This window comes from Alteromonas lipotrueae, assembly GCF_019249255.1.
Taxonomy (GTDB): Bacteria; Pseudomonadota; Gammaproteobacteria; order Enterobacterales; family Alteromonadaceae; genus Alteromonas; species Alteromonas lipotrueae.
Genome location: NZ_JAESDJ010000006.1, coordinates 121,456 through 146,866, shown reverse-complemented (window position 1 = coordinate 146,866; position 25,411 = coordinate 121,456). Strand labels below are relative to the sequence as shown.

At 42.9% G+C, this 25,411-nt stretch carries 21 protein-coding genes and 1 tRNA gene; 10 read left to right on the top strand and 12 right to left on the bottom strand.

What is annotated here, in order from left to right; all coding sequences use genetic code 11:
* Positions 1-24: 24 nt before the first annotated feature.
* Positions 25-1,392 carry a diguanylate cyclase gene (locus KYS23_RS10500; protein ID WP_246604344.1) on the bottom strand — a complete coding sequence of 456 codons (1,368 nt, stop codon included), beginning with the start codon at positions 1,390-1,392 and terminating at the stop codon, positions 25-27.
* A gap of 312 nt (positions 1,393-1,704) precedes the next feature.
* On the opposite strand from KYS23_RS10500, the gene KYS23_RS10495 reads away from it, so the two are divergent.
* Positions 1,705-2,871: an MBL fold metallo-hydrolase gene (locus tag KYS23_RS10495; RefSeq protein WP_218418552.1), complete on the top strand. Its 1,167-nt coding sequence runs from the start codon at positions 1,705-1,707 to the stop codon at positions 2,869-2,871.
* 171 nt (positions 2,872-3,042) lie between these two features.
* Here the strand turns inward: KYS23_RS10495 and KYS23_RS10490 are convergent, their stop codons facing one another.
* Both KYS23_RS10490 and KYS23_RS10485 read right to left on the bottom strand, forming a co-directional pair.
* Positions 3,043-4,713, bottom strand: coding sequence for a hypothetical protein (locus tag KYS23_RS10490; protein ID WP_159531099.1), 1,671 nt, complete (start codon positions 4,711-4,713; stop codon positions 3,043-3,045).
* 59 nt (positions 4,714-4,772) lie between these two features.
* The gene (locus KYS23_RS10485; protein WP_218397081.1) at positions 4,773-6,638 is read right to left on the bottom strand and encodes an alkaline phosphatase PhoX; all 1,866 of its coding nucleotides are present in this window, start codon (positions 6,636-6,638) and stop codon (positions 4,773-4,775) included.
* Between the two features lie 386 nt (positions 6,639-7,024).
* Between KYS23_RS10485 and KYS23_RS10480 the strand changes: the two genes are divergently transcribed.
* Complete coding sequence (locus KYS23_RS10480; protein ID WP_420838757.1) at positions 7,025-8,962, top strand: tetratricopeptide repeat-containing diguanylate cyclase; 1,938 nt, start codon at positions 7,025-7,027, stop codon at positions 8,960-8,962.
* Positions 8,963-8,972: 10 nt separating this feature from the next.
* Here KYS23_RS10480 and KYS23_RS10475 read toward each other — a convergent pair.
* A tRNA-Val gene (locus KYS23_RS10475) sits at positions 8,973-9,049 on the bottom strand.
* A gap of 143 nt (positions 9,050-9,192) precedes the next feature.
* Entirely contained in the window at positions 9,193-10,275 is a 1,083-nt protein-coding gene (locus KYS23_RS10470; protein WP_218397083.1) for a patatin-like phospholipase family protein, read from the bottom strand.
* Between the two features lie 257 nt (positions 10,276-10,532).
* On the opposite strand from KYS23_RS10470, the gene hmgA reads away from it, so the two are divergent.
* Both hmgA and hppD read left to right on the top strand, forming a co-directional pair.
* Positions 10,533-11,834 carry a homogentisate 1,2-dioxygenase gene (gene hmgA, locus KYS23_RS10465; protein ID WP_218418550.1) on the top strand — a complete coding sequence of 434 codons (1,302 nt, stop codon included), beginning with the start codon at positions 10,533-10,535 and terminating at the stop codon, positions 11,832-11,834.
* Positions 11,835-12,154: 320 nt separating this feature from the next.
* Positions 12,155-13,228, top strand: coding sequence for a 4-hydroxyphenylpyruvate dioxygenase (hppD, locus tag KYS23_RS10460; RefSeq protein ID WP_159531109.1), 1,074 nt, complete (start codon positions 12,155-12,157; stop codon positions 13,226-13,228).
* Positions 13,229-13,352: 124 nt separating this feature from the next.
* Here hppD and KYS23_RS10455 read toward each other — a convergent pair whose 3' ends face one another.
* Positions 13,353-13,721, bottom strand: coding sequence for a VOC family protein (locus KYS23_RS10455; RefSeq protein WP_218418548.1), 369 nt, complete (start codon positions 13,719-13,721; stop codon positions 13,353-13,355).
* A 403-nt stretch (positions 13,722-14,124) separates the two neighbouring features.
* Between KYS23_RS10455 and KYS23_RS10450 the strand changes: the two genes are divergently transcribed.
* The 6 genes from KYS23_RS10450 (at position 14,125) to KYS23_RS10425 (ending at position 17,459) form a co-directional block, all read left to right on the top strand.
* Positions 14,125-14,514 (top strand): ACT domain-containing protein, encoded by a 390-nt coding sequence (locus tag KYS23_RS10450; RefSeq protein WP_218418546.1) that lies wholly within the window; start codon positions 14,125-14,127, stop codon positions 14,512-14,514.
* Positions 14,514-15,017, top strand: coding sequence for a PTS sugar transporter subunit IIA (locus KYS23_RS10445; RefSeq protein WP_218418544.1), 504 nt, complete (start codon positions 14,514-14,516; stop codon positions 15,015-15,017). Before KYS23_RS10450 ends, KYS23_RS10445 begins: the two co-directional genes overlap by 1 nt.
* A gap of 84 nt (positions 15,018-15,101) precedes the next feature.
* Entirely contained in the window at positions 15,102-15,449 is a 348-nt protein-coding gene (locus KYS23_RS10440) for an ArsC family reductase (protein WP_159531117.1), read from the top strand.
* On the top strand, positions 15,443-16,576 hold the full coding sequence (dapE, locus tag KYS23_RS10435) for a succinyl-diaminopimelate desuccinylase (protein ID WP_159531119.1): 1,134 nt from the start codon (positions 15,443-15,445) through the stop codon (positions 16,574-16,576). The genes KYS23_RS10440 and dapE overlap by 7 nt, the downstream gene beginning before the upstream one ends.
* Positions 16,573-17,256 carry a M15 family metallopeptidase gene (locus tag KYS23_RS10430; RefSeq protein ID WP_218418541.1) on the top strand — a complete coding sequence of 228 codons (684 nt, stop codon included), beginning with the start codon at positions 16,573-16,575 and terminating at the stop codon, positions 17,254-17,256. Before dapE ends, KYS23_RS10430 begins: the two co-directional genes overlap by 4 nt.
* A 35-nt stretch (positions 17,257-17,291) precedes the next feature.
* The gene (locus tag KYS23_RS10425; RefSeq protein WP_159531123.1) at positions 17,292-17,459 is read left to right on the top strand and encodes a DUF2897 family protein; all 168 of its coding nucleotides are present in this window, start codon (positions 17,292-17,294) and stop codon (positions 17,457-17,459) included.
* Between the two features lie 81 nt (positions 17,460-17,540).
* On the opposite strand, the gene KYS23_RS10420 is transcribed toward KYS23_RS10425, so the two are convergent.
* The 6 genes from KYS23_RS10420 to pgm all read right to left on the bottom strand — a co-directional run bounded on the left by KYS23_RS10420 (position 17,541) and on the right by pgm (position 25,403).
* Positions 17,541-17,867: a heavy metal-binding domain-containing protein gene (locus KYS23_RS10420; RefSeq protein WP_013784663.1), complete on the bottom strand. Its 327-nt coding sequence runs from the start codon at positions 17,865-17,867 to the stop codon at positions 17,541-17,543.
* A gap of 115 nt (positions 17,868-17,982) precedes the next feature.
* Complete coding sequence (locus KYS23_RS10415) at positions 17,983-18,384, bottom strand: HIT domain-containing protein (protein WP_159531125.1); 402 nt, start codon at positions 18,382-18,384, stop codon at positions 17,983-17,985.
* The gene (astE, locus tag KYS23_RS10410) at positions 18,377-19,414 is read right to left on the bottom strand and encodes a succinylglutamate desuccinylase (protein WP_218418539.1); all 1,038 of its coding nucleotides are present in this window, start codon (positions 19,412-19,414) and stop codon (positions 18,377-18,379) included. The genes KYS23_RS10415 and astE overlap by 8 nt, the downstream gene beginning before the upstream one ends.
* 91 nt (positions 19,415-19,505) lie before the next feature.
* Positions 19,506-20,807 carry a putative bifunctional diguanylate cyclase/phosphodiesterase gene (locus KYS23_RS10405; protein WP_159531129.1) on the bottom strand — a complete coding sequence of 434 codons (1,302 nt, stop codon included), beginning with the start codon at positions 20,805-20,807 and terminating at the stop codon, positions 19,506-19,508.
* 251 nt (positions 20,808-21,058) lie between these two features.
* Positions 21,059-23,536: a glycogen/starch/alpha-glucan phosphorylase gene (locus KYS23_RS10400; protein WP_218418532.1), complete on the bottom strand. Its 2,478-nt coding sequence runs from the start codon at positions 23,534-23,536 to the stop codon at positions 21,059-21,061.
* A gap of 217 nt (positions 23,537-23,753) precedes the next feature.
* The gene (pgm, locus tag KYS23_RS10395; protein ID WP_218418524.1) at positions 23,754-25,403 is read right to left on the bottom strand and encodes a phosphoglucomutase (alpha-D-glucose-1,6-bisphosphate-dependent); all 1,650 of its coding nucleotides are present in this window, start codon (positions 25,401-25,403) and stop codon (positions 23,754-23,756) included.
* Positions 25,404-25,411: the final 8 nt, after the last annotated feature.

Here is a 25,411-nt window from a genome sequence, read left to right as displayed (position 1 = left end):
ATTGGATTAGAGCAGGCCAGTGATTCAACTTACCTTTTGCGCGCCAGTATATTTTTTATACTGGCGTTTTTGTTTATACATGGCTTCGTCAGCGGCATCTACCCAGTTTTGGGCAGTCACAATATTTGAATCCCATGTATGCCACCCCAAGCAAAAAGACAGAGAGGTTCCGGTGGTAGTGGAACTATCTTTTCCACTATTCACATTACTGTCTTGGCTAGCGCCGGAAGCTGCTAATTCACTGTCAAACTCACTGTCAAATTCAATTTCGAATGAGGTTTCTGCTAAGCGTTCAAAAAACACCTCAGCATCGGTGTCATTTGAACCAAATAAAAGCACAACAAATTCATCGCCGCCTAACCGAGCAAAGCGGTCGGTTTCTCGTAGGAAATTTTTCATAATATCTGAGAAGCCCACCAATGCTTTATCACCGGCTTTATGGCCAAAGGTGTCATTGATACTCTTAAAGTCGTTAAGATCGATGAATACAAGCGTTGAAGGTTGCTGACCACGGTTTATTCGTTGTATTTCTCTATCTAATTGAATGAACATCTCTCGTCTATTTGAAATACCGGTGAGTGGATCTGTTTTGGAAAGATACTCTAGTTTAGAAATCGCCTCTAACAACGCTTGTTGTTGCTCTTTTTCATAAGAAACATCGTCAGCGGTGCCTACCACCAATATCTGTTGCTCATTCTCATCAAATAGTGGCATGCCCCTATCGTGGATATATTTTACCTCTCCCCGACTGTTTTTGATGCGATATTGTAAATCCCAGCTTTCTAACGGTTTCGCTTTATATGCCTTTTCTACAAGCAAGCGATCGTCTTCATGAACATAAGATAAAAATGCATCAGGCTTAGTATGCAACTCATATTCATCACGCCCGTAAATATTACGATAACCCTCGTTAATGTAATGGATGCGGGTTAACTCTGGGTTCGCAACCCAAACAAAAGAATGCGAAGAAAAAGCTGCTACTATCTTGCTGAAAAGCGCCTCTGCTTTATAAAGCTCTGATTCAATGCGCTTCTTATCATCGATATCTTCAACGACAGAAATAAAATAATCTGGCTCACCGTTTTCATCACGAACCAAAGTGACCGTTAATTTTCCCCAAACGTTATGACCTTTAGCATGAATGTATTTTTTTTCTATGCTGTAAGTATCTATTTCGCCGCGAAGCACTTGGTGAAGAAGATATAAATCCTCTTGAATATGTGAGGGTTCTGTAATGCTTTGAAACGACATTTTGATAAGTCTCGCACTCTCATAACCTAAAAAGCCGCTTAGCTTGCTGTTCACACGGATAAAATCACCGTGCGGGCTCACATGCGCTAATCCCACGCCACATTGCTCAAATGTTTTTTCGAAAATATCCTTTTCTCTCATAAGCCCCGTACTATCCATTCACTACCCGCTACGCTACGTTTTCAATTCACACTTTTAGTGTAGTCAACATTTCTAAGCTGGGATGAATTACGAAGACTTTTAAAAAAAATTACTCCTGTTTTTGGGCATAACGCACTTACTTCATTTGCATCCCACAAAAACCGCACAATAAATAGACAGCCAGTGGCTTTAACATCGCGTTACGCATTTTCAATATTTAATACAAGATAACGACAAAATTACACTTACCAGTTTACTTTTTCTAAAATTACACTAAACTACACCGTGCAGTTTACTTTGTTGGGGTTTTATATGCTTCGCAATTTTTTCACTTTAGGGTTCATATTAATGATCAGCACCAACGCATTGGCGACTAATGGTTTACAAGCAAATGTATCAGACGGAAAATTTAAAAATTCTGAAATAGATTATAAAACTGAATTGTCATCTATTTGGAAAATCACTAAAGCCTACCTTACCGATGATCGCGAATCAGCAGTACCTGATTTCCCGATCCCTGTTATTCCGGTGACCCGTGATGCCCTATTGAACCTAAACCATGATGCTATCATTCGTTTAGGTCACTCCAGTGTGTTGCTTAAAATTGACGGAGAGTTTGTACTGTTAGACCCCGTTTTTAGTGAACGAGCCTTCGCCGTAGAATGGCTTGGCCCTAAACGTTTTCACGACACGCCCATCAGTATTGATGAATTACCGCCTATTAAAGCGGTTATTATTAGTCATGATCACTACGACCATTTAGACAAATCGGCAATCAAGAAGCTCGCTCATATTACAGAGACATTTGTTACTCCCCTTAAAGTGGGAAACCATTTACGAAAGTGGGGCGTGCCCAATGAGCAAATTGTTGAGCTAAATTGGTGGCAAAGCACTTCGGTGTCATCTATGACGTTTACTGCTACCCCTTCCCAGCATTTCTCTGGCCGTGGGCTATTTGATAAAGACAAAACGTTATGGGCAAGCTGGGTGATAAAAGGTGAAAATACCAACCTATTTTTCAGTGGCGATTCTGGCTATTTCGGCGGGTTTAAAGACATTGGCGAGCGCTTCGGGCCTTTCGATTTAACCTTAATAGAAACCGGTGCCTACAACGATATGTGGTCAGAAATTCACATGCTACCTGAGCAAAGCTTGCAAGCTCATATTGATGTTAAGGGGCACATCATGATGCCCATTCACAATAGTACGTTTGATTTAGCACTGCACAATTGGTTTGAGCCTTTAGAAAAAATTACGCAACTGGCTAATGAAAAGCAGGTAACAGTTTCTACGCCTAAGTTTGGCGAAGTGGTTAATATCAACCAGCTGCCTAAATCACTAAATGTTAATAACGAGCACAAGACTGCTAACGATGTGAGTTCATCCACTACTGACACTCATTTAAAAACGGCTACTGAATCTGGCGCAGAAGCGATTAGTGGAGCACCTCGTCCTTGGTGGTATCCGCCATTGATGTGACTGTGGGGCAACGGAAAAATTAGAAAGCCCCCAATAAGATCATAAAAAGCTCACCGCATTACTGCGGTGAGCTTACTTTCAGCGATAGAGAGCAAAGCCTTTAGCTTTGATTACTTGCAAGGAAAAGTACTTTTAAACTATTTATCCTTAAACAAATTAACCGCTGTAGTATTACTGCCCAGCAACTTCTTCCGTATCTTTGGCATTCCAATTTAAACGCATGTCCCACTTAAAGCGATGTTCTGGCTTCAGCGGTGGTTGTGCAGCATCAATATGGCTTAACACGTTGGTGGCCTCTGTGAGTGTGGCATCGCGGCCAAATAAGTAACTTTGTTCTTGTACAATAGTTAAATAAGCTTTATTTAATGCTAATGCACGCTCGGGGCTTGGTGTTATCAGTTCATAGACAGACGCAGCTTTACTTACTTTTTCAGCATTCACCATGCCGTTATCAGTAAACCATTTGGCTAGCATCTCGCCATTTTGGCGAAATTCGTCGCCCCCACCTACACGCTGCATGTAAGTAAGAAATTCACCTTGCTCTTCATTAATGTTAGGTACATCTTCCATGGCATGCAGGTTGATATACCCCCAGCCATTGCTGCCTGGCACTTTGCGCGCAAAAGAGAAGGTTTGATCGAATGTAGAGCCTACGGTTTTATGGCATCCATTACAAAACGCGAGCTCTTGATCATGCTGAGCGCGCAATTCACCTTGCTCATTTTCAATAAAGCCATTAATGGTCCAGCCAAAACCGTTTTCAATGCCCTGCTCACCTAAATAGCGAGTTTGCGGTAGGTTTTCAAAGTGCTTGTCTTTGGCTTCTGCATAATAAGCTGAAGCTAAACTTTCCCGGCTTCGAAAACGGTGCTTTTGCATATAGCGTACTTCTTTCATGCGCTCAGCGTTGTAAATATCGCCGTTCTCATCCACCCCTACATAGCGTACGGTGTGCAAAAACTCTGTGCCTTCTGGGAACAACATATGTGCAAGCTCAATATCAGCCGCGTCGCCAATATAGTTAGGCCGGCGCACCATGGTTGTCACCCGTTCACTTAATGCTTTGTCGCCGCTTATATCAAGACCCAATACTTTTTCATTAATGCCCAGTACTGGCAAGGCATCTACTTCTTTGAGCGCCATTTCAACCAGGGTTAAATTCGCTAAATAGACATCACGGCTGTACTCCCCTTTGTGCTGTTGGAATGCACTAGGTAAGCGAATCATAGCATCGCCCGTTGAGCCATTGGTGGGCCAAAATGTACTGGGGAAAGGTTTGTAGTTATACGACACCCACCCGCTACTGTCTTTCGCAAGACCGTCTTCATCAAACGCAGCGGCACCAGCACTTAAGTTTTTAATATGCATATAGCTTGGAATAGTGCTATCGCCTTCGATGGCGGCAGTATAGTTATCTTGGGATATGTATTTTAAAATGGCATCGTCTTCTATGCCCGCGATTAATTCTCGTCTATCTATAAACAGATTTTTCCAGCTGTTGGTTAGCCCAACATCTGAGAATTCGTAATTCCCTTGTAGTGTACCGTCGCCCATTTGATTAGGGCGCTTTTCGGCGCGATCATAACTTTGATGACACGCATAACACGGGTTATTTTCACCTTGGGTTTTGGTATAGCACTGAGGCGGGATAACCGATTCAGGATTATAAACTTCGTTATGCGCTATGTAGGCTAACGCGGGAATGGCATCACCCTCTTGATAAGGGTAAATGTTCGTCTCTTCTGCTAGCACGGCTTCAACTTGCTCGGCAGGCGAACACGCAAATAATAAGGGCAGCATAGCCGCGGTTAATAAAGGAAGTGATCTAATTTGTATTTTCATAATAGTAACAACGACAAAATCCGGGCACAAATGTGCCCGGATGAATTAAAAGGAAAAACTTACTTATCTGCTGGCTCGTACATCCACAGCGTATTGTTTTCCTGGAAGCCGTCTTCACCAATTAAAATGCGACCATCGTTCATTACAACTACGTTGTCAGGTTGAGATAGCTGATCTACGTCACAGCGTTCTGCACCAGTTAGGCTTGACCGGAAAGTGCCGCCCATAACAACAGGTTCGATGCGGGTGATGTCATAGCCAGCTTCAAGACGTGCACGATAAACACCGCCACAATCTTTAACACGAGCTGAAAGCTGAATATCACCTTCATCATCAACCATAGTGTTATCTAAATCGGCAATACCGATATAGAGGTAAGCATTCTCAACCACTTCACCGTCAATGGTATCGGTACCTTCCACGGCTTCTTCAGCGCGTTTAAGGTTAATTGAAATACCTTCAAGCTTACGCCATTCTGCAGTGGCCCCTTTCGCGCGAGCAGCAGCTCGTGATTCTAAGAATGCGACACGGTCGTCCATGGGTTCGCCAGCCGTTTGGCTGCTTCCGCCATCTTCAACAGTAGGGTAAGTAGCATCGCCATTTGCCCACGCTTCTACATCAGCCATCGTAATGTAAGAGCTTTGGCCTTCTACATAGTCATCAGTGCCAATGCCATTGTATTCATCAACCCACGCACGAATAGTCATGTTGTCGCCACTGGCAAGTTCAACCCACTCAACCGCAAAGCCAGTTGTGGCTGGGTCGTTTTGGCCAATATCTTGAGTTAATTTTGCGCCATAGAGCGTACCTGCTGAAAGGTCTTCAGCTGTATCAGCAACAAATTTGAACAGCACACCACCGGTATCATCTTGCGACAGATAAACGGTTTTTCCATCAGGCATTACTGTCGAGTTTTCATGTTCGTAACGGCCCATTGCTAGGTGTTTAACAATAACTGGCTCATCTGCAAGCGGCTCGGTCACTTCGGCAATGTAACCATAATTATATGGGTTTGACGCATCTGGTGCGGTCATTTGCCACATACGACCAAGGCGCGCTTCAGTGGCTACCGCTTCAGGATTATTCCAGTTAGGCGATGTAGTTGAATCTACCGAAGAATCAACGACCCACTCTTCTGAGGTTAGCGGAGTATTCCAAGGTGACATTGAACCAAAACAGTTGGCCGCTGTGCCCCATACTGGCGAGAAATCAAGCATCATGGCTTCGGTGACTTGCCACATACCAAAGTCATCTTTTTCAACTTTCATTCGGCTCATGCCACCTGGAAGTTCTTCCCAGTTTGAGAACAAGTAGCCTTCGCCAGCATCGGTAGAAATGAACCCATTAAAATCTGGCATATCGTTTTCTAAAACCAGCTCTTCGCCATCTAGTGTATAGATGTGGCCTAGCCCTTCAGGTAACTCAGTACCAAAAGTGTCGCCCGTTTGACCAAGTACTTGGTATTGACCAATAGCTGAAACCACCACTTCTTTTTCTTCATCAGAAGCAGGTACAGGTGAATTAGGCAGCGTAACAGGTAAGTTATTGAAGTTAGCACCGGCTAACACACCTACCGTTCCTGTATTAATAGGCATGGCATTAACGTCGTTAGTCACTGAGTTAGTGCCTGATGGATGTTGCACGTTGAAGAAAAGATCGCCTTCGTCGGTCAAGAAAATTCCGGTAACTTCTGCACCTAAAGGAACTGTCGCAATACGGGTTAATGTTCCCGCTGTATCGCCTTCTTCACCTTTATCGCCTTGCTCTCCCTGTTCACCTTGTTCTCCAACAGGGCCTTGCTCACCAATTGCTCCCGCGACACCATCTTCACCGTCATCGCCTTCCAATGAACAAGCAGAAATACCAAAGGCTACCGCTAAAGCTAGCGCCGAATATTTTAAATCGCGTAAACGTTCAATTTTCATCAACTATCCTTTTTATAATCGTTAGGTTGAGATGAGACTGCTTCCTTCATCTCTAAAATGGTCTTAGCGGCAAATATAGTGAGGACGTTATATGACTGGCCCATTACACATTGCTTACATAAAATTGAAGGTTTCTTGACAAAGGTAAAGTTGGCCACCTTGATACAAAGAAATAGGTGTGATAACTAATGAGTAGAGATAACCCTGTTTTTTATCGCGTTCAGATAGCTAACTAGGTATGTAAATTAACAACCATGATGCAAACAATATCTGTTCAATTTATACCCATTGAGTAAGTATAACTTTGTAAGCATAAGCCATTAATTTTTCAGCTAATGCTATAGTGCTAGGAGCAGTTAATATCTACTGGTTTATAAGTGATAATTATCGATAAAAATTTTCAGAATAAAGGGTTATTTAACGCGCGTTGGCTTAACGCTTTGGCGATCTTACTTTTTTTATGCTTGACTCAAATGTCTGAGGCTCAAACTAGTCTTGCATCCGAAAGCGCTTCAAACCCATTTTTAGGCGTTCCCGATTTTGAAAGTACACGCAGCGTTATTAATGACATTAGGCAAAACAAACTTGATTACCTGCGCAACAAAGAAAAACTAGAAAGTGCCTTTAAAGTCAGCAAGGAAAAAGGCTGGGAGGAACTTCACTTAGAAGCAGCAGCGCTTTATTCTGAACTCCTCTTTAGAGAGGAAAAATATGCCGATTTAATGGCTCATTTATCACACTATTTAAATGATAACGAATTAGTAAAGCGAAAAGATATTTATCTACTTTTCTTAGAGACTAAACTAAAGGCTCTTGCCAGATTAGATGATCCCACCCCAGCAAAAGATCTTTCTAAAAACTTAGAAGCGCAAATCTCGCAACACTCACTAAATGAAAAAATCATTATTTTTCGCGCTTTGGCTTATTACTATACGGCTAATGATGCGTTGAGAAAAACGCTAAGTGCAGCGTTAGAGGGCCTTGAATTAGCAATAAAAAGCGATGACTTCCCTTCGCAAGGCTATTTTTACAGAAAGATAGCAGATGCTTATGGGTACTTAGAGGAAGATGAGGACAAAGCAGTAAGTTACGCAAAAAAGGCGGTAGAGACATTCGAGAAAACAAATGATGGGCTTTTTACGGCAAAAGCGTATTGGAGCTTGGGTAATATACTTCTTGAGACTGGCGATTCACAAAATGCCTTAGTCTATCTAAACAAAGCCTTAGCCTATTTTAAAGACGTTAATATGAATAAAGGGCTCGCTTTTGCCCAATACTCAATTGCAAATATTCAATATCTTCAGGCCAATTACGATAAAGCCTTATCATTAGCAAAAGAAAATATCGAACTTGCTCGCACCGCGGGCATTGATGATATGCATCTTGCGTCTATGATTTTACTTTCGAATATTTATATAAAACAGGGCCATTTAGATAAAGCCGAGCAAGTCAATGACGACGTTTTTGCACTTGTAGATAATTTTAGTCGAAGCATTTATAAAGCGGATTTTTTCAGTGAACGCTATACATTGAAGCGAGAACTAAACCGCATTGATGATGCATTTGATGCCATAGAAAAAAAGCTTTTGTATACTAAAAAACACTTTGAGGCCACCAGCGAAAGCAACATTAAAGCCTTACAAGTACAGTTTGAAGTAAAAGAAAAAGAAGACACAATCCGTAAGTTAGAATACCAAAAAGATATTAGTAACCTTCAAGCTAAAGAGGAATACCAGCAAAAAATTATATGGCGCTTAAGCGCTACTATTGCTTTTATTTTAGTTCTTGTCGCCTTGATTTTAGTTTACAGACAATCACTCCAACGTAAAAAATATCATCGTATGGCATCCACCGATCACCTGGCGAACTGTCTTAATCGTCGGGGAATACTGGCTACTGCCAACACTAAACTTGCGCAACAAAACATAACGGTCGCCATAGTTGATTTAGATTACTTTAAAAAAATTAATGACGAATATGGACACGATGTGGGTGATTTAGTGCTGATTGCTTTTGCCAATGCTGCAAAAGAGACACTGTCTAAACATGATGATTTTGGCCGTTACGGCGGCGAGGAATGGTTATTCGTTTTACATTCGTCGGACGAAATTGTAGTTCACCAGATGTTTGAGCAGCTAGCTGCAACTTATCAAAAGTACTGCAACAACATCGATGCCATTAAGGAAGATTTAAGCATGACGTTTAGCGTTGGGGTATCGCTTGGGAATAAATCGAACAGAACATTAGATACGTTAATTAAGCATGCCGATAATGTGCTCTATCAGGCAAAAGAAAACGGTAGAAATCAGGTGATAATAAATTGAATCTAAGAAGTGGTGCGACTACCCTGATTCGAACAGGGGACCTCTACCATGTCAAGGTAGCGCTCTAACCAACTGAGCTATAGTCGCAACTATACTTCGGCAGAACTGCCTGAAGGACGGCGCGTATCATAGCGATGCGCAGTGCGTCCTGCAAGCTTATTTTGTGTTTAAGGTGTGTGTTTGATTGATTTGCCACCATTTATTGATAAAGTGAGCCTTTTCACACCGAATTAAGCGTTTTCGCGCTGCATAAATGGCAACGGCTTGATTTTATCAACAATGCTGCCATCACTCGAAATTTTCATAAAGTACTCCCCTAACCTATCGGTTTCTTGCAATACGGTTTGCCAGTACTTAATACGGGTAGTGGCATCGAGTTGCTCGAAGTCTTTTCGATCTGGAATTTTACCATATGGCAGGCTTGCAACGAACTCGGCAGAAGGCACAAGCATGACCACATTATCGTAACTGTTTTTATGTGCAACACGGCGCTTTAGCCCTTTATCGAACCACCCCGGAATGGGCTTAGGGTAAAAGTGTGGATATAACACTAAACCTTTGTCAGGGCCAAATTCTAGGTCAAAATGATAGTCAACAATACCACCATCACGATACATAGCTTGCGGGGCACCCGCAATATCTCGTATTCCTTCTAGAACAACAGGAATAGCACCGGAAGCAAGCAGTGCGTTATGGATATTTTCGTTATTTAATTGGTAATGCTCGGTGGGTAATTGATACGGGTCTTTAATTGAAAATTCAGTATTAGGCGACGAAAAAATACAGCGGGTGTAATAACGCCCCAGGTTTTTCCGCGTAACCGCGTTAGCAGCAGCACTCATAGCAAGGCCAGACAGCTGCGAAAACTTATGCTCGCGTCGAGTCGCGCCTAGGCATTTGGCGACGAAGATGTGTGCTTTAAATCGCTCGTTGGCCAACACCTCTTTTTTGCCTTCGCTATTGACCATTTCTTTTACCAAAGCTTCTGCTTTGCGGGTTATTTCCGCAGGCGTTGGTTTATCACTATAAGTGGTGGTTGAATAGGAAGTGGCTAGCCGATTTATGGCTGCAAGCGGGTCATCTTGAACTGCACAGATAGCCCTAAATGCACCCGCAGACGACCCTATAACATGTATTTGATGTGCGACATGACTAAACCACTCAGGAAACAGTACTCTGTCTAACCCTGCAAGTGAAAACCATTTTGGACCGCCTGAAGCGCCGAGAAAATAACTAAATATTTCGGGGTGAAAGCCTAGCTGCTTAATGGTATTCATTGCCCCATTGCCGGCATAAATTTCTAGCGGTGCCACGTGTTGTCTCTACTATGATGTTTGCGTCTAATTTATCAGTAAAAGCTGTAAAATCAATGAGCCGTCCATCACCTTTATGAAACCAGTACTATAAGTGGGCGCTTATGTAGGAAGTTTCCACCTGTGTAAACAAATCATCACACATCACCATTTCGCAAAAACCCTATCGGCACCACGCAATTGATTTACTTATTATTAATATTTACGCTACATAAATAGAAGCGTTAAGCATCAGTAGTATTTAAAAGGTGGGTATGGTGAATCAATTAACTTATTTGTCGGGTTTTAATAATGAGCATGAAACTGAAGCCTTGCCTAATGCACTACCCAAAGGGCAATTTAGCCCGCAGAAAGTTAATTATAAACTTTACGCTGAGCAGTTCAGCACCAGTGCTTTTACAACGCCCAGAGCCGAAAATAGACGCAGTTGGACTTATCGAATACGACCCTCTGTCGCCATGGGTGATTTTTCACCTTATAAAAACACACAGCTTCAAACTGGCCCTGAAACGCAATCGCCGTGCCCGCCAAATGTAATGCGTTGGGATCCTATCCCCCTTCCCGATGAGAGTAGCAACATAGACTTTATTGAAGGTTTAGTGACCATAGCCACGAACGGCGACGCTAATCAGCAAACCGGTATGGGCATTCACTGCTACAGTGCGAATTCGTCTATGGGGAATAAGGTATTTTACTCATCCGACGGTGAGATGCTGTTCGTTCCACAACATGGAAACATGGAAGTGAAAACTGAGTTTGGCAAATTACACCTAACCGCGGGTGAAATTATGGTGATCCCTCGTGGGGTTCGCTTTAGCGTTGCCCCTATCGATGGCGCAATTCGTGGGTATATTTGTGAAAACTATGGGCAGTCATTTGTTTTACCAGAACGAGGACCCGCAGGGGCAAACGGGTTTACCAATCAAAGAGACTTTTTGTACCCCACTGCGTGGTTCGAAGATGTAGACACGCCCCATGTCATCATTAACAAGTTTTGTGGCCATTTATACCAAGCCCCGCTTCCGCATTCGCCCTTTGATGTAGTGGCTTGGGTGGGTAATTCAGCGCCTTACAAATATGATCTTAAGTGTTTTAACGTGATCAATACCGTCAGTTTTGACCACCCCGACCCTTCCATATTTACGGTACTGACCTCGCCTTCTGAACTTGAAGGCACTGCCAACGTTGATTTTGTCATTTTCCCCCCACGCTGGATGGTGGCTGACAACACCTTCCGCCCGCCTTATTTTCATAGGAATGTGATGAGTGAATTTATGGGGTTAATTGAGGGTAGTTATGATGCTAAAGAAAAAGGCTTTGCGCCTGGCGGTATGAGTTTACATAATTGCTTTACCCCTCATGGCCCCGAAGCTTCTGTATTTGAAGCTGCCTCGAATGCCGCATTAGCCCCACAGAAATACGAAAATACACTGGCGTTTATGTTTGAGTCTCGCTTTCCTATCGCCCCAACTGAGTTTGCACTTAGTACCTCTCTTCGCCAAACAGACTATATCGATTGTTGGAAAGGATTAACGAAGTATTTCGACGGTAAGATATAGGCACCAAAATAGTGGGTATTTTCTTAGTATGTATTCATATATGAACATTACTCGGTTGCGCACAAATAAAAATAAAACATTTAAATTCATATATTTAAAATATTAAAAACGAGATGAAATTGCGTTTTAACACAGCTGAAAACTAAACGTTACACTTAAAACGTAACAACAGCTCGCGCCATGTCTTAACACTCTATTGCCCTTATATTTACCTCGACATTACAATCTAGTCTTCTATTTATATCCGCCTTTGCATGAGTTCAATAACAAAAACTATTCAACTCGTACAAAGGCACTGACTTCAGTAAGCGAGAAAGAAAATGGCAGACGTATTTGAAAACCCAATAGGGTTAGATGGTTTTGAGTTTTTAGAGTTTACCGCGCCTAAAAAGGGTTTATTGGAGCCTATGTTTGAAGCTATGGGGTTCACCCGTGTGGCCAGACACAAATCAAAAGATGTGGAGCTTTGGCGTCAAGGCGATATCAATCTTTTAAGTAACTATGAAAAAAATTGCCATGCTTCCTATTATGCCGAAGAACACGGCCCTTCAGCGTGTGGCATGGCCTTTCGCGTTAAAGACTCCCAGCACGCGTATTCTGAAGTGCTAAAGCGCGGCGCTCAACCTATGGACACCCACACGGGCCCTATGGAATTAAAACTGCCTGCGATCAGAGGTATCGGTGGTGCCATGCTTTATTTAATAGATCGCTATCAAGGTGAAAACACTATTTATGATATCGATTTCACGTGGATTGAAGGGGTAGATAGACACCCAGAAGGTTGTGGTTTCCATACGCTGGATCACCTTACTCACAATGTGTATCGCGGGCGAATGAATCATTGGGCAAAGTTCTACGAATCGTTATTTAACTTCCGCGAAATTCGCTACTTCGACATTAAAGGTGAGTACACTGGTTTACTTTCTAAAGCCATGACCGCACCAGATGGCAAAATTCGTATTCCTCTCAATGAAGAAGCGGTAGGCGGTGGCGGCCAAATTGAAGAATTTTTAATGCAATATAATGGTGAAGGTATCCAGCATATTGCCTTTGCTTGTGACGACCTTGTAAGTTGTTTAGATAAACTTAAAGCGAAGGGGATGAAGTTTATGACCCCGCCTCCTGATACTTATTACGACATGCTAGAAGAGCGTTTGCCCGGTCACGGTGAGCCTGTTGGAGAATTCAAACAACGAGGCATTTTGTTAGACGGTACCACTGAAGGTGAGTCTCCTCGTTTGCTATTGCAAATTTTTTCAGAAACCGTTTTTGGCCCAGTATTTTTCGAGTTTATTCAACGCAAAGAAGATGATGGGTTTGGAGAAGGTAACTTTAAAGCGTTATTTGAATCGATTGAGCGAGATCAGGTAAATCGTGGCGTATTAAATAAATAATAACCTTAACGCTTGCTCAAAAATTTACACATAGTGGTGTTAGCCCCCTTAGCTTCGAGCTGACATCACCATGTGTATCCATGTTCTATCCTCGCCGTGTACTTGCAATGAACTTGTATTACCCTTACGACTCTTCGCCTTGTTGATAAAGCGCACAACACGCCCCTGAGGGGTCTTTTATTATGCAAAAGCGTGATGTGCCATGGTGGCGAATGTCTCCTATTTGCTCCCCACCAGCACTTTTAGAAGCGGCTAACGCTGAGTCTAATTCGGCTACCGTGAAATACGGCACCCAACCGCCAGGAATGCTACTATTACAGCCTCGCTTGTTGCATATGCCGCCAGCAGGACTGCCATCTTCTTTCATCATCACATAATCGTTATAGCCGCCCATGTCGAAGGCTTCTTTTTTCCAGCCCATTACATTGACGTAAAAGTCAGCTAAGCCGTCAGCGTCATCGGTGGTAATATCCATCCATAAACTGTCGCTCATTTCATTCTCCTTTTGAGGTTTAATATTTTTAAATTATCAAGTCAGTATTTAAGCTTAGTACTCATTGATAATTGCACAGCCATTGATAAAAAACCACGCAGAGATCGTGTTTATTACGTTGGATAAAAGAGAGCTGTGTCAAGACAAGAAATTGCAAAATAAGCAGAACAATTTTCAAATATGTATAGACAGAGGCTGTGGAAAATGCTTGTGAATAGGTAAATGTTATCCACTGGCTATTGTTTGTACAGTTTATTTTATTGTTTAATTTCAACATCTTAAACAAAAGCCCCAAACTACTCAACAAACTTATCCACAGATTAAGTGGATAACACGTAGCACTTAACCACAGATAGTGTTTTAATGTGGATACTTTGATTGAAACCTTTTTTTCCGGTTATTCATGCCAAAACAAACACTCGCGGTACTTCCCCAACAATTTACGATCCACAGCCTAGATGGCGACAGTGCAATTCCTTCAAATGTACTTCAAAGCCCGCTTTTTTTCTTGGGCAAAACAGAAGATGAACTGTCTATCGTTATCCCGTCGAACGTAGACGTTGATTCACTCGATTCTGACGAAGGCTGGCGAGCACTTGAACTGCTCGGCCCGCTGCATTTATCTATGGTGGGTATTATGGCGCAGATTGGTGCTGTACTTGCCTCAGTAAAGGTCTCTATCTTTGTTGTATCTACGTTCGAAACCGACTTTTTCCTTGTGAAAGATAATAAACTTGCTGATGCAAAAAAGGCATTAAAAAATGCAGGCTATACGGTACTTGAGGGTAAGTAGTGTTGATAGAAAAGCAACTAACCGAGCCTCCTGAAAATTTTAAAAAAGCCATTCCTATCGCCGCACCAGTTTCGGGCCATTGTATTTTACTGCAACACGTAAATGATGACTTGATAAACGCTGGGGCATGGGGGCCGGGTATGGCGCTTGTTACCGCTTCCAGTAAAGTGGTCTCCCCGTTTAATGCAACAGTAGTGAAAATAGATCCCCTAGACTACTCAATAGAAATTAAATCTTCTTTTGGGCTTAAATGTCGAATCAAATATGGTTTACACACCCAGATGTTGCATGGGGCTCAGTTTTTAACACAGTTGAAACGAGGCGAGAAGATAAAAGCAGGCGCCATGTTATTTAGTGTAAATTCTGCGTGGCTAAAACAACAAGGCGTGGAAAATATTTGTATAATGACCTTACTAAATGCCACAGCCCTATTAGGCGTGCTACCTACGCATCAAAAATTTGTTGATGCGTATAGCGACACGTTTATAACCCTGTATATATAGGCAAATTCGAACCCTTTTTGAAAATACATAATAACCAGCTTATTATGCACTTACACTAACTTCACGCTGTAAGGGAGTATCCTTTTGAGTACAACAATGTATGGCATCGCAAATTGCGACACGATTAAAAAAGCGAAGAAATGGCTTACCGAGAACAACATCGAATTTACTTTTCACGACTATAGAAAAGATGGCATAGACGCTGATTTTCTTGCCGAAGCTGAAGCCAACCTTGGTTATGAAGTGATGTTGAACAAACGTGGTACTACTTTTCGCCAACTTGAAGACAGTGATAAAACAGATATCACCCGCGAGAAAGCGTTAGCCTTGTTACTTGAACACCCTGCGATGGTGAAGCGCCCTATTTTAAATCATAGTGGTACGTTTCATATTGGCTTTAAGCCTGCGCAGTATGAGGAAATATTTTGTTAAACGATAACGTAATAGACATCGCCAAAAACTTGATGAACAGGCGTTCGGTAACCCCAGAAGATGAAGGCTGCCAAGAAGCCATGAAAGACTTCTTAGGTACCTTTGGGTTTAACAACGAAACCATGGTGTTTGACGATACCACCAACCTTTGGTCTCGCCGTGGTACCGAAGGCCCTGTTTTTTGCTTTGCTGGTCACACCGATGTGGTACCTAGTGGGCCAGAAAGCGCATGGAAAACCCCGCCTTTTACGGCTACTGAAGTAGACGGGTATCTACATGGCCGTGGTGCTGCCGACATGAAAGGCAGTTTGGCCGCAATGTTAGTGGCAACGCGTAAATTTGTGGCTGATTATCCTGATCACAAAGGCAGTATTGCGTATCTTATTACCAGTGACGAAGAAGGCCCATTTATTAATGGTACTACTCGTGTCATTGATACCCTTGAAGCGCGAAATGAAAAAATTACCTGGTGTGTGGTTGGCGAACCATCCTCTACCGATGAAGTGGGCGATATTGTTAAAAATGGTCGACGAGGCTCGCTCACCGGAGACCTTACGGTTAAGGGCATTCAAGGCCACGTTGCTTACCCCCATTTAGCAAAAAACCCCGTTCATTGTGCCACACCAGCATTAACTGAATTGGCACAATCTCATTGGGATAATGGTAACGAGTTTTTCCCGCCCACCAGCTTCCAAATTTCAAATATTAATGGCGGTACCGGTGCAGGCAATGTGATCCCTGGGGAACTTCATGTGTGCTTTAACTTCCGGTTTTCAACCGAAGTGACAGATCAAGAACTGATCAAGCGTGTTACGACTATCTTGGATAAACACGAACTTGATTACGACATAAAGTGGACGTTTAACGGACAGCCTTTTTTGACCGACTCAGGCCCGTTGTTAACGGCTACGGAAAAAGCAATTGCTGATGTACGTGGCAAGCCCACCATTTTATCTACCGCAGGCGGCACATCTGATGGGCGATTTATTGCGCCGACTGGCGCACAAGTTATTGAGCTAGGACCAGTAAATGCCACTATTCATAAAATAGATGAATGCGTGAAAATGAGTGATTTAGAGGCATTAAGCGACATGTATTACGGTATTTTGGTAAATCTACTCGCATGAACCCCGCTACCTGGTTAGGGCAAGATAATCCTCACCTTGTTGATGCAGGAAATGGACACTTCCTGCATGCTAACGTGCTAGCCGCTTTTGTTAATATGCAACAAGCCGCCCATAATGACGGTATAGATTTATGCTTAGTAAGCAGCTTTCGTCACTTTGACAAACAGTGTGCTATTTGGAATAGAAAATGGCGTGGCGAAACGGCGCTGTTAGATAACGAGGGCTCTACATTAAACCCGAATACGTTATCAGACGTAGAAAAACTGCATGCAATACTGATGTGGTCAGCGTTACCTGGCGGTAGTCGACACCATTGGGGAAGTGACTTTGATGTTTATGACAAGCACGCGGTTGAACAATGGGGCGGTAAGTTTTCGTTGGTTGATAGCGAATATCGTAAAGGTGGGCCTTGTTTCTCGTTAGCTACATGGCTTGAAGCGAATATGAGCACCTTTGGATTCTTTCGCCCATTTAGCGAAAATAAAGGTGGCGTAGCATGTGAGCTTTGGCACCTAAGCCATCGGGCTGTTGCCACTGAGTTTGAACAAGCGCTTTCGCTGGCTGAACTGACTACTGCCGTTGAACTCAGTAGCATTGAAGGTAAGGCTGTTGTGCTTGAGCATATTGATGAAATTTACTATCGCTACGTGTTAAATCGTGGCGTGAGTTGGGTTAGGTAAGCTCTCACAACTAAAAAGCTTTAATGGAGACAGTGATGGATACGCTTTGGGTTGTCATTATTATCGTTATTGTATTGGGCGTGGTGATTGGCAATATTACACTGTTAAAATACAGCGCTAAATTTAAATTCCCAACACCGCTTAAAAAGAACGATGATAAGCAAAAGAAAAATGGGTTTGAAGATGAAGAGGACGACTGGTGAAACAGTCGCCCTATATTAAGCGCCCCACATTAAAATTGCTCAAATCTGGGCGTAAATCTGACCCCGCCCGCCTGCTATTTTTTAAAGCGGCGACGTTTTTACAGCAGTACCGCTAATGCTCACCATCAACATACTGCCTTTGTCACCAATAACTTGGTAGTCAAGATCTATCCCCACAACTGCGTTAGCACCCATGCTACGCGCCTCGTGCTCAAGTTCTGTAAACGCTAGTTTTCTTGCCCGCGTTAACTCTTCTTCATATGAACCAGAACGGCCACCTACAATGTCACGAATAGAGGCAAATAAATCTTTTACTATGTTAGCGCCCATTACGGCTTCGCCAACTACAATGCCATAGTAGGCTTCAATTTTTTGGCCTTCCAAAGTAGGCGTAGTTGAAATTATCATGGGTTGCTCCTTGCTGAGTAGTTATAAAAATTTGGTTTATTATTTTGGCCTTATAGTAGACCATTAGATATCTTGTTGAAGTGCTAATCACATAGCACCTGGTTATCCTAGCCTATTAAGATAATGCCTGCTTCAGCACGTCTACCAATTCGGTCGCTTTGTCTTCAGGGTAAGCCACAACGGCTTGCGCGCCCCAAATTGGCTTTGGCCATGCGATATCACTTTTATACCTTGCAACATGGTGAATATGCAACTGACTCACCACATTACCCAGTGCCGCTACGTTTAATTTATCGGGTGAAAATTGCGATTGCAGTAAACGGCTCACCTGTGCCGACTCACTTAAAAACTGTTGTTGTTGGACATCTGACAACTCAATGATTTCAGTTACCCCATCTACACGAGGCACCAATATCAGCCATGGAAACTGACTATCATTCATCAGTAAAACCCGACAAAGGGGTAAATCGTGGATAAAGAACGTATCAGCCTCTAGCCTTGCATCTAACTTAAACACTGAGTTTCTCCAGCTTTGTAGGTACAACCGTTAATAAAGCGCGCTGCCCTATTGCCACATTCGCATTAGGAAACACTATCGCTTCGCCGTCTTGCTGCGCAGTATAGGTAGCACCGGTTTCGGTCGCCAATACCGTGCCTTTAGCATAATCGGTAAAATTAGGTGTGTCGTCATCGAAATGCAACGTGAAATCGTTTTGATGGCGATTAATGACTTGATTCACGCGATAAATATCTAACGAGTCTATATCAACGTCAGGTCTAAAATCATCTTCACAAATAAGAGCAGTAATTGATTGTTTCGCCGCTTCGAACCGGCTCATGTCGTTTTGACCAAACGGTTGCACTTTACCCAGTTCGACGGTAAAGGCATGCGCTTGGTGCTGCACTGAAGAAGAGTAGCTAAACGTTGTGGTCGCTGACTCAGACAGCAATATGGTTTGAATACCACACGCGGCTAAAAATCCAAGCTGGCTTTTGCTGTGCGCTTTACCATGTAAATACGGGTATACCGCAAACTTTTCATTTTTAGACTCACGAATAGCTGTATGTAAATCGTAGTGGTATTTCTCATCACCAGGAAGTGCCACAGAGAAAAATGCTGTTATCGCGTCTTCCAGTACTTTAGCCCGTTTGCGCTCACTGTTGTTGCACCCTTCCCCTTTGGAGTGAGCACCATTAAACAACCGGTTCATGTTTTCTTCTACAAATCTTTCGGCAATATCCATGGCGGGTAAGTTGCCAAATAGAAAAAGTACGCGATGGCTAAGCTCGAGCTTGTTAGTAAGAATATGCTGTACCAGCTCGTCGCATATTTCGATGGGGGCCGTTTCATTTCCATGAACGCCGCTAGATAGCACAACATGCTTATTAATAGACGTTTTCGCAACGGGCGTGAAGGCGATAATTCCGGGTGCAGTAATAGTAACGTCAGTACCATTGTCTAACGTAAATTGAATCGAAGAGGTAAATAACTCTGGTTGAGTTCTAGACAAAGAAAGAAAATTTCCTTGCGCGATAAGTTGTTGCATACAAAAACCAATAGTAGCTTGAATAGCGCTAGTTTAGCGATTCAGCCAAGCGAATGCACGTATTGCCACTTGCAAACTGGGGGTATTTTATTTACGCACGTAAAGGAGAGTTACCGACGATAATTTCTTGCTGAGCTAGACCAATAAAGTCATTTAAAGGAATGGCTTTTGAAAACAAGTAGCCCTGCCCTATGGTTACCCCCACTTCTCGAAGAATGTGCAGTTGAGCAATGGTTTCTACACCCTCGGCAATCACATCGCAGTTCTTCGCTTTACCGATGATTTTGGCAGCCTCGATAATAGCGCGATTAACAGGATGTTTAGCGAGTTCTATAACAAAGGTTTTGTCTATTTTAAGCGCGCTTAAATCAAGATCTCGAATATAAGCTAGGTTTGAATAGCCCTTGCCGAAGTCATCCACCGAAATAGCTACCCCTAAGGCCCGCAATTCATCCAGTTGCTTTTTCACCATCAGTGAGTTGGACAATGCAACGTCTTCTGTTAATTCCAACTCTATACGGGTAAGCGGCATGGAATAAGACTTACTGAGCATCTTCAAGGAAGGGATAAGGTGGTTATCATACAATTGAGTAGGCGATATATTAACCGACAAGGTGAGCGATAAACGGTGGATATCAAAATCAACTAAACTTCTAAACGCTTGCTCTAATGTCCAATAGCCCAGTTCATTCATCATATTATAGGATTCTGCCGCTTCGATAAGCGGGCCAGGAAATAACACGCCGTCTAACGGGTGATTCCAGCGAAGTAAGCACTCAGCACCGATAACTTCAAGGGTTTGCAAGTTAACTTTGGGTTGAAAGTAGAGCTCTAATTCATTTTGCGATAAGGCGCGTTTCAAATCAGCTTTTAAGGCAAGACTCCGACCAGTGTCCGTTTTATCCTGCATATTATAGAGGAAGAAATTTTCGTACTTATTTTCTTTCGCTTGCTTTAGTGCCGCTTCACCACGAGACACAAAAGCGGTAATTTCAAACGCCTGACTATCTGATGTCACTACACCTACATTAAAATCGGCAATGAACGCATGACCATCGTGATGCATAGGGGTTTTGAAATGCTCGACAAGCCGTTCGAACATGTCGCGCATTTGGCTTGAACTTCGCGTACCGGGAAACGCTATACCAAATACATCACCACTTATTCTGCCAAGGCGGATATCAACACCAAACAGAGATTGAATGCGGTTAGCAATTTCTAGCAGAAACCTGTCACCAATATTAATACCTAAACTGGTGGTTACATCTGAGAAACGGACCACATCTACCAACATTAATGATAACGACGGATGCAATACACCACACTTCGACACTGTGTCGATAAATGCAAATCGATTGGGAAGTGTAGCCAGCGACTTATGATGTTGGCTCATGACGGTTTCCTTGCACTAAACGGCGGCTAGGTGCTAAAAATAAGCAAACGGTAGTTCAACACGACTTAATACTTAGAGCAACTCGCAATTAGTATATAAATCGATACACAATTATATATCGTAGACTTTTTTCTTATGATTCCGCTATGTATTGATTTTTAATTTATTTTTGGTTTAAGCGGGTAAAAAGGTCACAACAAAAAGCCCGGAAAGCATAGCATTCCCGGGCTTTTTTTTGAGAGTCGTTGAGACTAGCTTTCGATCTTACACGGTGAAAGTTTCCAAATACGTTCTACGTAATCTTTGATTGAACGGTCTGAGGTAAACTTACCCATTTTAGCGGTATTGATAATCGCCATCTTAGCCCAACGTGCTTTGTCGCGGTACGCCTCATCAATGGCGATTTGCGCATCGCAATAGCTACGGAAATCAGCTAATACCATGTATTGATCACCATGATCTAACAAGCTTTGCTTAATCGACACTAGCGCACCTGGTTTACCCGGCGTGAAGTAATCGGTTTCTAGCCAATCAAGAACGGCTTTAATTTCAGGGTCGCGGTAGTAGTAATCGTAAGGCTTGTAGCCTTTATCCTTCAGTTCGTGAACTTCTTCAACCGTTAAGCCAAAGATAAAGATGTTGTCATCGCCCACTTCTTCAGCAATCTCTACGTTAGCACCATCAAGCGTACCTACGGTAATAGCGCCGTTAAGTGCCAACTTCATGTTACCAGTTCCAGACGCCTCTTTTCCTGCGGTACTAATTTGCTCAGAAACATCTGATGCAGGGATCATTTTCTCAGCAAGAGACACGCGGTAGTTCGGCAAGAACACCACTTTAATTTTGTTGTTAACACGCGGGTCATTATTGATTTTATCAGCCACTTTATTGATGGCGTAAATAATATCTTTCGCTAACTTGTAACCCGGTGCTGCTTTCGCGCCGAAAATGAATACACGAGGCACCATATCGTAATCAGGATTTTCAAGCAGTCGACGATACAAAGCCATTATATGAAGCAAATTCAAGTGTTGACGCTTGTATTCGTGAAGGCGTTTAATTTGCACATCGAAAATAGCGTTTACATCTACTTCAATGTCTAACGATGCTCGAATTTCATCAGCCAGCAACTGCTTGTTGTTAAGCTTCACTTGCATGAATTGCTTTTGGAACGTTTTGTTATCGGCGTACTTTTCTAGCGCTTCAAGTTTGTATAAATCTTTTGGCCAATCTGAACCAATTTTCTTATCAATTAATTTAGAAAGTTCTGGGTTACACGCTTTTAACCAACGACGCGGCGTTATGCCATTCGTTACGTTCGTTAATTTACCAGGCCATAGTGCATCAAACTCTGGGAACAAATCAGACTTCACCAAGCGAGAGTGCATTTCGGCTACGCCGTTAACAGCAAACGAACCAATGACCGATAAATGGCCCATACGTACCATCTTCTCGTTGCCTTCTTCAATAATAGAAAGCTTCGCTTTAATGCGGTTGTCGCTTGGCCACTTCTTATCTACTTCAGCCATGAATCTATGGTTAATTTCATAGATGATTTCCAAATGCCGCGGTAGGATTTTTTCAATCATACGTGCAGGCCACTTTTCTAGGGCTTCAGGTAATAATGTGTGGTTGGTATAAGCAAATACTTTCGTGCTGATCCCCCATGCTTGATCCCAATCTAATTCTGCGCGGTCAACTAATATACGCATAAGTTCAGGGATGGCGATGGCTGGGTGTGTATCATTTAATTGGATAACAACCTGATCAGCAAAGCGGCTCCAGTCATCACCATGGGCACGTTTGTAACGGCGAATGATGTCTTTTAATGAACATGAGCAGAAGAAATACTGCTGAATTAAACGAAGCTCTTTACCCGCTTCAGTTTCATCGTTCGGATAAAGTACCTTTGAAATGGTCTCTGCCTGTACGTTTTCACGCTGTGCATCTACGTAACCACCGGCGTTAAATACATCCCAATTGAAGTAATCAGAGGAATCTGACTGCCATAAACGCAACACGTTTACGGTTTTGCCTTCATAGCCTACGACAGGAATATCCCATGGGATCCCTTTTACAATAGAACCAGGGTGCCATTCTTTTTGAATACGACCGCTTTCGCCATACTTAGTTTCTACATAACCAAATAAAGGCACTTCTTGAATTGACTCTGGGCGGCAAATTTCCCAAGGGTTACCGTAATCGCGCCAGCTATCAGGGCGTTCTATCTGCGCACCACTCTTAATTTCTTGACGGAAAAGACCATGCTCATAATGAATACCATAACCAATGGCAGGCAATTCCATCGTAGCAAGTGAGTCGATAAAGCACGCAGCTAAGCGCCCTAACCCGCCGTTACCTAGTGCCATATCTGGCTCTTCTTCCATGATGTCGGTAATTTCAACACCGAGTTCTTTTAATGCGCCACTGGCAACATCAAATAAGCCTAAGTTTTGAAGGTTATTTGATAGCAAACGACCCATTAGGAATTCTGCAGAAAAATAGTGCACTGCACGAGTATCATTGAAGTAGTGACTTTTTTGCGTTTTACGAAGGCCTTCTAGTACCTGAGCCTGAATGGCTGCACAGGTGGCTTTCCACCATGCGTGGTTGTTGGCCTTATTTTCATCCGTACCTAGCGTACAGTGAAGGTGCTTAACAATAGCAGCTTTAAATTCAGCCTTGTCTAGCGGTGAAGAGGGTTGCGTTTTGGGAGCTTTTGCGTTCATTTTGCGTCTCACTCTGGTTGATGTGTACTAAGGCACACTCAATGTGTAATTTAATTACAGAAAAAATCAACGATATGAGAGCAATATAGCAGTGCTTAAACGATTATGTTGTGATAATTTTGTTAAAACAACAAAAAAACGGATGAAAACGTATGCATTCACCCGACCTTTAACACTATATTAACAATAAAAAGCTTGGGGAGGTTGCTTTTTGACCTTATTTGATAATTTTACCTACTAAGGCTTCCGCTTCTTGAATTAATTCTTGTAAGTGAGTTTCACCTTTAAAGCTTTCTGCATAAATTTTGTAGATTTGTTCAGTCCCTGATGGACGTGCTGCAAACCAACCATTTTCTGTAGAAACCTTTACACCACCAATAGCGGCATTGTTACCTGGGGCGTGGGTTTGCACGGCAGTAATGGGCTCACCAGCTAGGGTATCGCTGGTTACTACCGAAGCATCCATAGCAGATAACTTCTGCTTTTGCTCTAAGGTAGCGGCCACATCTACACGGTTATAAACCGGCGATGAAAATTGCTCAGTTAATGCCTGATAGTGTTCACCTGGATCTTTCTTAGTCACCGCAAGAATTTCAGCAGCTAACAAACACAGGATAAAACCGTCTTTATCGGTAGCCCAAGTTTCACCATTACGTTGTAAGAAGATACCTCCGGCACTTTCTTCACCTGCAAAACCAATTTCACTGTTAGATAAACCATCTACAAACCATTTGAAGCCTACTGGCATTTCAGCAAGGGGTTTGTCTAAGCTATTCGCTACGCGATCAATCATGCTGCTTGAAACCAGTGTTTTGCCAATTTTTAGCGAAGCTGGCCATTGTGCTCTGTGGGTATACAAATACTTAATAGCCACCGCAAGATAATGATTGGGGTTCATTAAGCCAGCACTTTTGCATACGATACCGTGGCGATCGAAATCTGGGTCGTTGCCCCATGCAAGGTCAAAATCATCTTTTAATTCGATTAAGCCCGCCATGGCGAAAGCACTTGAACAGTCCATGCGTAACTTGCCGTCTTTATCGCGGCGCATGAATCCAAACTGAGGGTCGACAGCAGGGTTTACAACCGTGATGTCTAATCCATATTTATCCGCAATACGAGACCAATAACCTATACCTGCACCGCCAAGGGGGTCAGTACCGAGTTTCAAGCCCGCTTTTGCGATAGCCTGCATATCAATAACCTGAGCTAGGTCATCAATATAAGGTTCCATAAAATCTTCTTCGCGCACTAACTTCTGGGCTCTTACGGAACGGATATCGAAGCGTTTAACGTCTTTATTGCCTTCGGCAATAAGCGCGTTCGCACGATTTTGAATTTTGGTCGTAACGTCGCTATCAGCTGGGCCGCCATGAGGAGGGTTATATTTGAACCCACCATCTTCGGGTGGGTTGTGTGAGGGGGTTATGACTACCCCGTCAGACTTCGCCGCGTTTTCCCGGTTATAACGAATGATAGTACGGGAAATTACCGGCGTCGGGGTATAACCTAAGCTTTCGTTGTCGCTTCGTTGAATTACCACATCAACACCGTTGGCACTGAGTACTTCGATGGCGGTGATCATGGCTGGTTCAGACAATGCATGGGTGTCTTTACCTATAAATAGCGGCCCGGTAATACCTTCTGCTTCACGATATTCAACCAGTGCTTGGCAGATTGCACTAATATGGGTATCGGTAAAAGTATAGTTCGACGCCGATCCTCTGTGCCCTGAAGTACCAAAACTTACTGCTTCAGTTGGGGCAGCGGCGTCTGGTTTGTAGCTGTAATACTGGCTAACAAGTTGTGCCACATTAATCAGTTGTTCAGGTGCAGCTGGCTTACCAGCCTGCGGATGTAAAGCCATGAAAAGTC